Below are 11911 nucleotides of genomic sequence, written 5' to 3'. Positions count from 1 at the left end.
CCTGACAGAGCCTCCATTGTCTCTCACCCGACAAGCACGCGACGCCCAGGGCCCCCTGAGGACACCCCGGGGGGAGGGCCGAACGCCCGTGTTACTACCGGGAATGACGGGCCGTGACGACAAGGAAGCCATGGATGCCGACCCTTCGGACCATTCCGGCCATAATCTGCGCCGGACGCCCGCGGCAGGTGTCGTGCGTCTCGTGCGGGGCGGTGGGCCGGGCCCCGGCGGGTTCACAACGGCACGATGTCCGGTGCTCCCAGCCGGGCCGCGTCGGCCGTCAGGTCGTCGGGCTGGCGCTGCGACTCCCGCTCGGCCTCCACCCGCTTCTCGTAGTGCTCGACCTCGCGCTCGAGCTGGTCCTTGTCCCAGCCCAGCACCGGCGCCATCAGCTCGGCGGCCTCCCGGGCGCTGCGCGTGCCCCGGTCGAAGGTCTCGATGGATATGCGCGTACGCCGGGTCAGCACGTCGTCCAGGTGCCGGGCTCCCTCGTGGGAGGCGGCGTAGACGATCTCGGCGCGCAGATAGTCGTCGGCGGCCTTGAGGGGAGCGCCCAGGGTCGGGTCCTCGGCGACCAGGGCGAGCACCTCCCGCGCCGCCGACCCGAACCTCCTCAACAGGTGCTCCACGCGCACCACATGGAGGCCGGTCTCGGCTGCGATGCGCGCCCGCGCGTTCCACAGGGCCGGGTAGCCCTCGGCGCCGAACAGCGGGATCTCCTCGGTGACGCAGTCGGCGACGCGCATGTCGAGGCCGCGCACCGCCTCGTCGACGGCGTCCTTTGCCATCACCCGGTAGGTCGTGTATTTGCCGCCGGCGACCACGACGAGGCCGGGCACCGGATGGGCCACGGTGTGCTCGCGCGACAGCTTGCTGGTGGCGTCGGACTCGCCGGCCAGCAGCGGCCTCAGGCCGGCGTACACGCCCTGCACGTCGTCACGGCCGAGCGGCACCGCGAGCACCGAGTTGACGTGCTCCAGCAGGTAGTCGATGTCGGCGCTGGAGGCGGCCGGGTGGGCCTTGTCGAGGTCCCAGTCGGTGTCGGTGGTACCGACGATCCAGTGCCGGCCCCAGGGGATCACGAAGAGCACGGACTTCTCGGTGCGCAGGATCAGCCCGGTGGTGGAGTTGATGCGGTCCTTGGGCACGACGAGGTGGATGCCCTTGGATGCCCGGACGTGGAACTGACCGCGCTCCCCCACCATCGCCTGGGTGTCGTCGGTCCACACCCCGGTGGCGTTGACGATCTGCTTGGCGCGGATCTCGTACTCGCCGCCGCCCTCCACGTCCCGTACCCGCGCGCCGACCACCCGCTCGCCCTCGCGCAGGAATCCGGTGACCCGGGCGCGGTTGGCGGCCTTCGCGCCGTACGACACCGCCGTGCGCACCAGGGTGGCCACGAAGCGGGCGTCGTCCATCTGGGCGTCGTAGTACTGAAGGGCGCCGACCAGGGCGTCCTTGCGCAGGCACGGAGCGACCCGCAGGGCGTGACGGCGGGTCAGGTGGCGGTGCAGCGGCAGGCCCCGGCCGTGACCGCGGGCCATCGACATGGCGTCGTACAGGGCGACGCCGGACCCGGCGTAGAGGCGCTCCCAGCCCTGGTGCTGGAGCGGGTAGAGGAACGGCACCGGGCGGACCAGGTGGGGGGCGAGGCGTTCGAGCAGCAGGCCGCGCTCCTTCAGCGCCTCCCGGACCAGCGCGAAGTCGAGCATCTCCAGATAGCGCAGTCCGCCGTGTATCAGCTTGCTGGACCGGCTCGACGTGCCCGACGCCCAGTCACGCGCCTCCACCATGCCGGTGGCCAGACCGCGGGTGACGGCGTCCAGGGCGGTGCCGGCGCCGACCACGCCTCCGCCCACGACCAGGATGTCCAGCTCCCGCTCGGCCATTCCCGCCAGTGCCTCGGCGCGCTGCGCCGGCCCCAGTGTCGCTGTCCTCACCGCTGCCTCCCGCTGTCGGTCGCGCCGGCCGCACCCGTCGGGCGAAGCCCGTTCCCATCCCCCATGCCTCTAGCGTGTCCCCCCGCCTCCTCCCCATGCCCAAATTCTGACCGGGTTGCCCGCCTTCAGCCACCAGTCGCCCCCAGCCTGTGGACAACTCCGCGGGCGTACCGAGAAACACGCTGGTCAATCCCACATAACGGTCATATTTACTCCTAGTCTGACATTGCGCTCGCTCGTCCTGTCCACAGGACTTGCGTGCCTGCCACGCCTCGGTTATTGGGAAGGACGGCCCACGCCATGCCCGCAGATCTCGCCGTCATCGGACTCGGCCCGCTCGGCCTGCCCCTGGCCCAGGCCGCCGTCTCCGCCGGCATCCCCACCCTCGGGTACCGCACCGGGAACGAGTCCGGCTCCCTCAGACCCGCCGAACTGCGCCGGATGCTCTCGGGGGGCTTCCGGCCGGCCACCAACCCCGCCGAACTCGGCCGGGTGCGCACCGCGGTGATCTGCGCGCCGACCCCGCGGGGCGCGGACGGCGGGCTCGACCTGAGCCAGGTGGAGGCCGCCGCCCGCGCGCTCGCCGGGCAGATGCGCCCGCACACCACCGTGATCCTGGAGTCGCCCGCGCACCCGGGGACGACGGAGGAGTTCCTGCGCCCGCTGCTGGAGAAGGGCTCGGGGCTGCGGGCGGGCCGCGACTTCCACCTCGCCTACTCGCCCAGCCGCGTGGACCCCGGCAACCGCGAGGTCACCCCGGCCAACACGCCCAAGGTGATCGGCGGCCTCACCCCGGCCTGCACCGAGTCGGCCGCGGCCTTCTACGGGCGGCTGACCGACAAGGTGGTGCGCGCACGGGGACTGAGGGAGGCGGAGACGGTCCAGCTCCTGGAGACCAACTACCGGCACGTCAACATCGCCCTCGTCAACGAGATGGCCGTGCTCTGCCACGACCTGGGCGTCGACCTGTGGGACGTCGTGCGCTGCGCGGAGACCAAGCCGTACGGCTTCCAGGCCTTCCGCCCCGGCCCCGGCATCGGCGGCCACGGCCTCCCGCAGGACCTTGCCGGGCACGCGGGCTGCGGGCTGCGCATGGTGGAACTCGCCGAGCAGGTCAACGGCCGCATGCCGCGCTACGTCGTCCAGCGCGCCGCCGCCCTGCTGAACGAGCACGGCAAGTCGGCCCGGGGCGCCCGGGTCCTGCTGCTCGGCGTCACGTACAAGGCCGACCTCGCCGACCTCCAGGGCACGCCCGCCGAGGAGATCGCCGTCCGGCTGACGGGCCTCGGCGCCTCGGTCAGCTACCACGACCCGTACGTGCCCGCGTGGAGCGTCCGTGACCGGCCCGTGCCCCGCGCGGACTGCCTGTACGAGGCGGTGGCCGACGCCGACCTGACGATCCTGCTCCAGCAGCACCGCACGTACGACCTCCAGGGCCTGTCGGTGAAGGCCCAGCTGCTGCTGGACACACGGGGGGCCGCGCCCACGGGGGCGGCGCACCGGTTGTGAAAGGGGCGCGCAGGGATGCTTCAGCCCCCGCGGCTGGTGGCGAGCGGTGCCCTCCGCCGGTACCGTACGAAACTGGTGGAGTCCACCGCAGTGGCCGCTGCGGCAGGCTCCTGACCGCCAAGCGGAGTGTCCACCCCTATTCTCTGTAGGGGTGGCCGCTCAGCGGCCGTGAATCCGCAAGATCCACCTCCTCCGGAACTTCACCAGCCGAAGCCGGAAGCGGTCCCAGCGGGTGGGCTTGCGGTGACGGCCCATGGGCGCGCCCCCTTCCGCGATGCCGCCCATTGGCCCGGTAAGGCGGCCCGTCGGAATCGGGCTGGGCCCCGAGGGCGGGGTCCGGACCGTGTCCTTGGAAGGGGGCGCTCCGGAGAACCGGGTCGCCGGTCACGGACATTACTGGTCCGACACTCCTGTTCCCCGCGTATTCGCCCCGAAGGACGGTGCGCCCCCGTCTCGCAATACGCGCCCCCACCTGCGCGGACGCCCGGCACGTGCAAAGGGGCCCGGTCGCCCGCGTGGGCGGGTGACCGGGCCCCTTCGTGGGCCGTGGACGCGGTGTGGTTACCGCTTGTGCTGCGAGTCCGCCACCGTGACCTCGACCCGCTGGAACTCCTTGAGCTCGCTGTAGCCGGTCGTGGCCATGGCGCGGCGCAGGGCGCCGAAGAAGTTCATGGAGCCGTCGGGGGTGTGCGAGGGCCCGGTGAGGACCTCCTCGATGGTGCCGACCGTGCCGAGGTCGACCTTCTGGCCGCGCGGCAGCTCCTCGTTGACGGCCTCCATGCCCCAGTGGTGGCCCTTGCCGGGCGCGTCGGTGGCGCGGGCCAGCGGGGAGCCCATCATCACGGAGTCGGCGCCGCAGGCGATCGCCTTGGGCAGGTCGCCGGACCAGCCGACGCCGCCGTCCGCGATCACGTGCACGTACCGGCCGCCGGACTCGTCCATGTAGTCGCGGCGGGCGGCGGCCACGTCGGCGACCGCGGTGGCCATCGGGACCTGGATGCCGAGCACGTTGCGCGTGGTGTGCGCGGCGCCGCCGCCGAAGCCGACCAGGACGCCGGCCGCGCCGGTGCGCATCAGGTGCAGGGCCGCGGTGTACGTGGCGCAGCCGCCGACGATCACCGGGACGTCGAGCTCGTAGATGAACTGCTTGAGGTTCAGCGGCTCGTGCGAGGACGACACGTGCTCCGCGGAGACCGTCGTACCGCGGATGACGAAGATGTCCACGCCCGCGTCCACGACGGCCTTGGAGAACTGGGCGGTGCGCTGCGGGGAGAGCGCGGCGGCGGTGACCACGCCCGAGTCGCGCACCTGCTTGATCCGCGCGCCGATCAGCTCCTCCTTGATGGGAGCGGCGTAGATCTCCTGGAGGCGGCGGGTCGCGGCCCCGGCGGGCAGCTCGGCGATCTCGTCGAGCAGCGGCTGCGGGTCCTCGTACCGCGTCCACAGGCCCTCGAGGTTGAGCACGCCCAGGCCGCCCAGCTCGCCGATGCGGATGGCCGTGGCCGGGGAGACGACCGAGTCCATGGGAGCGGCCAGGAAGGGCAGCTCGAACCGGTAGGCGTCGATCTGCCAGGCGATGGAGACCTCCTTCGGGTCCCGCGTACGGCGGCTGGGGACGACGGCGATGTCGTCGAAGGCGTACGCCCGGCGGCCGCGCTTGCCGCGCCCGATCTCGATCTCAGTCACGTCTGTGGCCTTTCCCTGATGCGTTGCAGCGTCTTCCAGTATCGCCGACACCCATGCCAAGGGCGGCCCCGGAGGCTTCCGGGGCCGCCCTTCACGGCATGCCGCCTACTTACTGCTGTAGTTCGGCGCCTCGACCGTCATCTGGATGTCGTGCGGGTGGCTCTCCTTCAGGCCCGCCGAGGTGATCCGGACGAAGCGGCCCTTGGACTCCATCTCCTCGATGGTGGCCGCGCCCACATAGCCCATGGTCTGGCGAAGACCGCCGACGAGCTGGTGCAGGACGTTGGCCAGCGGGCCGCGGTAGGGCACCTGGCCCTCGACGCCCTCGGGCACGAGCTTGTCGTCGGAGGCGACCTCGGCCTGGAAGTAGCGGTCCTTCGAGTACGACTTCGCCTGGCCGCGGGACTGCATGGCGCCGAGCGAGCCCATGCCCCGGTACGACTTGAACTGCTTGCCGTTGATGAAGAGCAGCTCGCCGGGCGACTCCTCGCAGCCCGCGAGCAGGCTGCCCAGCATGACCGTGTCGGCGCCGGCGGCCAGCGCCTTGCCGATGTCGCCGGAGTACTGCAAGCCGCCGTCGCCGATCAGCGGGACGCCCGCCGGGCGGGCGGCGAGGGAGGCCTCGTAGATGGCGGTGACCTGCGGGACGCCGATGCCGGCGACCACGCGCGTGGTGCAGATCGAACCGGGGCCCACCCCCACCTTGATGCCGTCGACACCGGCGTCGATCAGGGCCTGCGCGCCGTCGCGCGTGGCGACGTTGCCACCGATCACGTCGATGGACACACTCGACTTGATCTTCGACATCCAGCTCAGCGCGTTGCTGTTGTGGCCGTGCGAGGTGTCGACGACCAGGAAGTCCGCTCCAGCCTCGGCGAGCGCCTGGGCGCGCTCCAGGGCCTCGGGGCTGGCGCCCACCGCGGCACCGACGAGCAGCCGGCCCTCGGAGTCCTTGGCCGCGTTCGGGTACTGCTCCGCCTTGACGAAGTCCTTGACGGTGATCAGGCCCTTGAGGATGCCCTCGTCGTCGACCAGCGGCAGCTTCTCGATCTTGTGCTTGCGCAGCAGCTGCATGGCGTCGACGCCGGAGATGCCGACCTTGCCGGTGACCAGCGGCATGGGCGTCATGACATCGCGCACCTGGCGGCTGCGGTCGGTCTCGAAGGCCATGTCACGGTTGGTGACGATGCCGAGCAGCCTCCCGGCGGGGTCGGTGACGGGGACGCCACTGATGCGGAACTTGGCGCACAGGGCGTCCGCCTCGGCGAGCGTCGCCTCCGGGTGCACCGTGATGGGATCGGTGACCATGCCGGACTCGGACCGCTTGACCAGGTCGACCTGGTTGACCTGGTCCTCGACCGAGAGGTTGCGGTGCAGCACGCCGACGCCGCCCAGCCGGGCCATCGCGATCGCCATGCGGGACTCGGTCACCTTGTCCATCGCCGCCGAGAGCAGCGGGATGTTGACCCGGACGTTGCGGGAGATACGGGACGAAGTGTCGACCGCGTTGGGGAGCACCTCGGATGCGCCCGGCAGGAGCAGCACGTCGTCGTAGGTCAGCCCGAGTGTCGCGAATTTCTCGGGCACTCCGTCGACGTTGGCAGTCATGACACCTTCCCCAAATGGCCTTGATCGGTGCGGATGTCCATGCTAACGGGAAGCGGAGGCGTCTCATTCCACGATGGGAGATCGTCCCGGGCTTCGTCTCTTCCTACGGAACCGGCGCACCGCCGGTCCGGCGGCAGCCCGGTCACTGTTCGGCGAGGGCCCTCAACCTGCTCAGCGCCCTGTGCTGGGCCACCCGGACGGCCCCGGGTGACATTCCCAACATCTGTCCCGTTTCCTCCGCGGTCAACCCCACCGCGATGCGCAACAGCAGCAGTTCGCGCTGGTTCTCCGGGAGGCTGGCCAGCAGCTTCTTGGCCCACTCGGCGTCGCTGCTGAGCAGGGCACGCTCCTCCGGGCCGAGGGAGTCGTCCGGGCGCTCGGGCATCTCGTCCGAGGGCACGGCCGTCGAGCCCGGGTGCCGCATGGCGGCGCGCTGGAGGTCGGCGACCTTGTGGGCGGCGATGGCGAAGACGAAGGCCTCGAAGGGACGGCCGGTGTCCTTGTAACGCGGCAGGGCCAGCAGGACCGCGACACAGACCTCCTGGGCGAGGTCCTCGACGAAGTGCCGGGCGTCGCCCGGGAGCCGGGACAGCCGGGTGCGGCAGTAGCGCAGTGCCAGCGGATGGACGCGGGCGAGCAGATCGTGTGTGGCCTGCTCGTCGCCGTCGACGGCGCGGTGGACGAGCGCACCGATCGCCCCTTGGGCAAGTGCCGCCTGGTCGTCGCGCATCGGTCCATGGTGCCTTGACGTCGCCCGTTCCGTGGCACCGCCTTCGTGGTTGTGCACCGAAGCGTTATGAGCAGGTGCGCCGAAGCTCATCCCCTGCGCCCTCCCCTTCCGCTCGACCAACTCGTCCGCGAGGAACTCCACACCCTCAAGGATGCGTCATCCGCGGCGAAACGAGCAGCGGGCGCCCGGCGGGGCGCTTTGCCACCGGCGTCCGCGATGCGGTATGGCACGTCACGCGCGGTCCGGGCCCACGTTCTCACAGGGCCGCGACGGCCGCCCGCCGTCTCACGAGCGCCCGGGACCGGGGAGCGGACCCGGCGCGGAGAGGTGAGAGCGACACGGCCGCGCGACCGGCCGACCGGACGCCCCCACGCCCGTTGCCGTGCGTGGGGGTGGCGTCGCGTTCCGGTACGCCGGTTCGGGACGGCCCGACCGGGATCCGCACGGGTCCTAGCGGACCAGGCCCCAGCGGAAACCGAGAGCCACCGCGTGCGCGCGGTCCGAGGCGCCGAGCTTCTTGAACAGCCGGCGGGCGTGGGTCTTGACGGTGTCCTCGGAGAGGAACAGCTCGCGGCCGATCTCCGCGTTGGAGCGGCCGTGGCTCATGCCCTCCAGGACCTGGATCTCCCGCGCGGTGAGCGTGGGCGCGGCGCCCATCTCGGCCGAGCGCAGCCGACGCGGAGCGAGCCGCCAGGTGGGGTCGGCGAGGGCCTGTGTCACCGTGGCCCGCAGCTCCGCGCGGGAGGCGTCCTTGTGCAGGTACCCACGGGCGCCGGCGGCCACGGCGAGCGCCACGCCGTCGAGGTCCTCGGCGACCGTGAGCATGATGATGCGCGCGCCGGGGTCCGCGGACAGCAGCCGCCGGACGGTCTCGACGCCGCCCAGTCCGGGCATGCGCACGTCCATGAGAATGAGGTCGGAGCGGTCGGCGCCCCAGCGGCGGAGGACTTCCTCGCCGTTGGCCGCCGTCGTCACACGCTCGACGCCGGGCACGGTCGCTACCGCGCGGCGCAGCGCCTCTCGGGCAAGCGGGGAGTCGTCGCAGACGAGGACGGATGTCATGGCCGTCCTCCGCAGCTGATGCGCGTCACCTTGAGCCTCCAGGCTGGTACGGAATCGTCACCTGTGCGGTCGACCGTCTCGGACGCCCGCCCGAGCGCTTGTGTTCTCAACCGCCTCCGCACTCTCAACGACGGTCACTCGAAAGAGTTACGGGGCTGTACGCCGTCTTCGGCACTCTACGTGAGGGAACGGACACAGAGCAGACATGAACGTCAGACCCTCAACTTTTCATCACAAGCTATGCCCCATTTAGCCCCTTTTGTTCCCGTTTCTAGGTGTCTAGGGCTAGATTCGCAATGAGTCATATTTTCATCTCCTTAGATCGGAGATGTACGGTCGTTGGCACCGTATCCGCCACGAACGGCTACAAGGGGTCACGTAATGGCAGATTTCTCCCGCCTTCCCGGACCAAACGCGGACCTGTGGGACTGGCAGTTGCTGGCTGCCTGCCGCGGGGTCGACAGCTCGCTCTTCTTCCATCCCGAAGGCGAGCGCGGGGCGGCTCGGAGCGCTCGAGAGAACTCGGCCAAGGAGGTCTGCATGAGGTGCCCGGTCCGTGCGGAGTGCGCGGCACACGCCCTGGCGGTGCGCGAGCCGTACGGAGTGTGGGGAGGCCTGACCGAGGACGAGCGCGAAGAGCTCATGGGGCGGGCACGGAACCGGCTGGTGTCGGCGTCGTCGACCAGCGGGGACACCGCCTCGGACAACTGAAGGAACGTTTTTTCTTATCCGCTCGCGTTGAGCCGCAGCAGGGCACGCGCCACGCGTGCCCTCGCGATATCCGATCCCCTTGTGCCAGCTTGTGTCAGCGGGCCCCGGCCCGAACCAGCTCCTCCAGCGTCGCCGCCACCGCCGGTACCTGTGCCAGGTCGGGCAGGGTGAGGGCGACGATCTCCCGCCGCACCGCCGGTTCCAGTTCCACGGTGCGCGCGCCCCTGGGCCGTACCGACTCGACCGCCAGCTGGGGCAGGACCGCGACCCCGAGTCCCGCACCCACCAGGCCGACCACCGCCGGGTAGTCGTCGGTGGCGAAGTCGATACGGGGCGTGAAGCCGGCGCCCTCGCACACCTGGACCAGCTGGCCGCGGCATCGCGGGCAGCCCGCGATCCACGGATCGCCCGCGAGTTCGCCGATGGCGACGGACCCCGCGCGGGCCAGCCGGTGCCGCTCGGGCACCAGCCCCACGAGCCGGTCGGTCAGCAGCGGCCGTACGACCAGGTCCTCCCATTCCCCGGCGCCCGCGGCCCCCTCGTAGCGGAAGGCGAGTGCCACGTCGCAGTCGCCCTGGCGCAGCAGTTCGACGGACCTCGGCGGCTCGGCCTCCTCCAGGGACACCCGGGTGCCGGGGTGCGCGGCGCGCAGCGCGGCGAGCGCGGTGGGCACGAGCGTGGAACTTCCGCTGGGGAAGGAGACGAGCCGTACCCGCCCGGCTCGCAGCCCGGCGATGGCGGCGATCTCCTCCTCTGCGGCGGTGAGCCCGGCGAGGATGCCGGTGGCGTGCCGGACGAGCGCCTCGCCGGCCTGGGTCAGGCGCATCTCGCGGCCGGCCCGGATCAGCAGCGGGGTGCCGACAGCCGCCTCGAGGGCCTTCATCTGCTGGCTGACGGCCGGCTGGGTGCAGCCCAGTTCGCGCCCCGCCGCGGAGAAGGAACCGGTGGTGGCGACGGCACGCAGCACACGGAGATGACGAGCCTCGATCACACCGTCGAGCATAAGCGAAACTTGGGCGGGTGGCGGATTATCGCGTCGACACTTTGACCACCGCTCGCCTACCGTGCCCGCATGAAGCTTCTGTCAGTGAACCTGGGCCGCCCCGAGGCCGTGCCCTACACCGACCAGCCGGAAGGTGTGACCGGCATCGGCAAGCGGCCGGTGGACGGGCCGGTCAAGGTGTCGGCGCCGGGTCCGAAGGGGGTCGGCGCGAGCGGGCTGGCCGGGGACGCGGTGTGCGACACGCGGCACCACGGCGGCGACGACCAGGCGGTGTACGCGGTGGCGCGCGAGGACCTCGACGAATGGGAGCGCGAGCTGGGCCGGACCCTGGCCAACGGCGCCTTCGGCGAGAACCTCACCACGCTCGGCCTGGACATCACCGGCGCGCGGATCGGCGAGCGCTGGCGCATCGGCTCGCCGCTCGGCCCTTCGGTGCTCCTGGAGGTCACCAGCGGAAGGATTCCCTGCCGGACCTTCCAGGGCCATCTGGGTGAGAAGGGGTGGGTGAAGCGGTTCACGCGCAGGGCGGCGCCGGGCGCGTATCTGCGGGTGCTCGAAGCCGGTGGGATCCGGGCGGGCGACCCCGTCCAGATCGTGCACCGCCCGGACCACGACGTGACCGTGGGCCTGGAGTTCCGGGCCATGACGACCGAGCGCCCGCTGCTGCCCCGGCTGCTCGCGGCGGGTACGGCGCTGCACCCGGAGACGCTGGCGGCGGCCCGGAAGTACGCGCGAGAGAACGAGGGCTGACCGGCCGTCATCGTCCCGCCGACACGTGGGCATCACCGATCGGTAGGCCCTGTGCAGAGATCGGGACAACGCGTTTCGGACCACTAATCTTTCGGCATGACAACGGCTCTGATTACGGGATCGACCGCGGGCATCGGCGCCGCCTTCGCGCGGCGGCTGGCGGCCGACGGGCACAACCTGGTGCTGGTGGCGCGCGACACCGCGCGCCTGACGGAGCAGGCCACCGAACTGCACGACCGGCACGGCATCGAGGCGGAGGTGCTGACGGCCGACCTGGCGACGGACGCGGGCATCGAGGCCGTCGCCGCCCGGCTGGGCGACCGCAAGGATCCCGTGGACCTGCTGGTCAACAACGCGGGCTTCGGGAACAAGGGCCGTTACCTGGACGTGTCGATGGCCGACGAGCTCAGGATGCTCAAGGTGCACGTCGAGGCGGTGCTGCGGCTGACGTCGGCGGCGACCGCGGCGATGCGCGAGCGCGGCCGGGGCGGCGTCGTGAACGTGGCCTCGGTGGCCGCCTTCGTGCCGCGCGGCACGTACGGCGCGTCGAAGGCGTGGGTCGTGCAGTTCACCCAGGGCGCCGCGCGCGACCTGGCCGGCAGCGGCGTACGGCTGATGGCGCTCTGCCCCGGCTTCGTGCGCACCGAGTTCCACCAGCGGGCCGGCATGGGCACGGAGAACATCCCGAACTGGATGTGGCTGGACGCGGACAAGCTGGTCGCGGCGGCGCTGACGGACCTGGCCCACGGCAAGACCCTGTCCGTCCCGGACCCGCGGTACAAGGCGCTGATGGGCCTGGTGAAGGTGACACCGCGCGGTCTGCTGGGCGGGATCACCTCGAAGACGGGCCGCAAGTACGGACCGCAGTGACGTCACGGAGGTGACGACGGCGCCCCAGTGGGAAAATGGTTT

At 71.4% G+C, this 11911-nt stretch carries 10 protein-coding genes; 4 read left to right on the top strand and 6 right to left on the bottom strand.

All coding sequences use genetic code 11. The annotated features are described in order from the left end of the window. Window positions 1-233: 233 nt before the first annotated feature. On the bottom strand, window positions 234-1940 hold the full coding sequence (locus tag ACFY4A_RS30820) for a glycerol-3-phosphate dehydrogenase/oxidase (protein WP_390832606.1): 1707 nt from the start codon (window positions 1938-1940) through the stop codon (window positions 234-236). A 300-nt stretch (window positions 1941-2240) separates the two neighbouring features. Between ACFY4A_RS30820 and ACFY4A_RS30815 the strand changes: the two genes are divergently transcribed. Continuing rightward, on the top strand, window positions 2241-3449 hold the full coding sequence (locus tag ACFY4A_RS30815; RefSeq protein ID WP_390832605.1) for a nucleotide sugar dehydrogenase: 1209 nt from the start codon (window positions 2241-2243) through the stop codon (window positions 3447-3449). A 561-nt stretch (window positions 3450-4010) separates the two neighbouring features. On the opposite strand, the gene ACFY4A_RS30810 is transcribed toward ACFY4A_RS30815, so the two are convergent. The 4 genes from ACFY4A_RS30810 to ACFY4A_RS30795 form a co-directional block, all read right to left on the bottom strand. Next, the gene (locus ACFY4A_RS30810) at window positions 4011-5135 is read right to left on the bottom strand and encodes a GuaB3 family IMP dehydrogenase-related protein (protein WP_390832604.1); all 1125 of its coding nucleotides are present in this window, start codon (window positions 5133-5135) and stop codon (window positions 4011-4013) included. A 105-nt stretch (window positions 5136-5240) separates the two neighbouring features. After that, window positions 5241-6743 carry an IMP dehydrogenase gene (gene guaB, locus ACFY4A_RS30805; RefSeq protein ID WP_390832603.1) on the bottom strand — a complete coding sequence of 501 codons (1503 nt, stop codon included), beginning with the start codon at window positions 6741-6743 and terminating at the stop codon, window positions 5241-5243. 142 nt (window positions 6744-6885) lie between these two features. Further along, window positions 6886-7473: a sigma-70 family RNA polymerase sigma factor gene (locus ACFY4A_RS30800; protein ID WP_100569800.1), complete on the bottom strand. Its 588-nt coding sequence runs from the start codon at window positions 7471-7473 to the stop codon at window positions 6886-6888. A gap of 450 nt (window positions 7474-7923) precedes the next feature. Next, window positions 7924-8535, bottom strand: a complete 612-nt coding sequence (locus ACFY4A_RS30795; RefSeq protein ID WP_003948568.1) for a response regulator transcription factor — start codon at window positions 8533-8535, stop codon at window positions 7924-7926. A gap of 381 nt (window positions 8536-8916) precedes the next feature. Between ACFY4A_RS30795 and ACFY4A_RS30790 the strand changes: the two genes are divergently transcribed. Then, window positions 8917-9246 (top strand): WhiB family transcriptional regulator, encoded by a 330-nt coding sequence (locus tag ACFY4A_RS30790; RefSeq protein ID WP_358733963.1) that lies wholly within the window; start codon window positions 8917-8919, stop codon window positions 9244-9246. 94 nt (window positions 9247-9340) lie between these two features. On the opposite strand, the gene ACFY4A_RS30785 is transcribed toward ACFY4A_RS30790, so the two are convergent. After that, window positions 9341-10237, bottom strand: a complete 897-nt coding sequence (locus ACFY4A_RS30785) for a LysR family transcriptional regulator (protein ID WP_390832602.1) — start codon at window positions 10235-10237, stop codon at window positions 9341-9343. Between the two features lie 81 nt (window positions 10238-10318). Between ACFY4A_RS30785 and ACFY4A_RS30780 the strand changes: the two genes are divergently transcribed. Together ACFY4A_RS30780 and ACFY4A_RS30775 are read left to right on the top strand one after the other, a co-directional pair. Next, window positions 10319-10999, top strand: a complete 681-nt coding sequence (locus tag ACFY4A_RS30780) for an MOSC domain-containing protein (RefSeq protein WP_390832601.1) — start codon at window positions 10319-10321, stop codon at window positions 10997-10999. A 96-nt stretch (window positions 11000-11095) separates the two neighbouring features. Continuing rightward, the gene (locus tag ACFY4A_RS30775) at window positions 11096-11869 is read left to right on the top strand and encodes an SDR family NAD(P)-dependent oxidoreductase (protein ID WP_390832600.1); all 774 of its coding nucleotides are present in this window, start codon (window positions 11096-11098) and stop codon (window positions 11867-11869) included. The last annotated feature ends 42 nt before the right edge of the window (window positions 11870-11911 follow it).

Origin of the sequence: Streptomyces sp. NPDC001292, assembly GCF_042896465.1 — a bacterium.
Classification (GTDB): Bacteria; Actinomycetota; Actinomycetes; order Streptomycetales; family Streptomycetaceae; genus Streptomyces.
The sequence above is the reverse complement of the archived record's forward strand: the minus strand, read 5'-3'. Positions and strand labels throughout refer to the sequence as shown.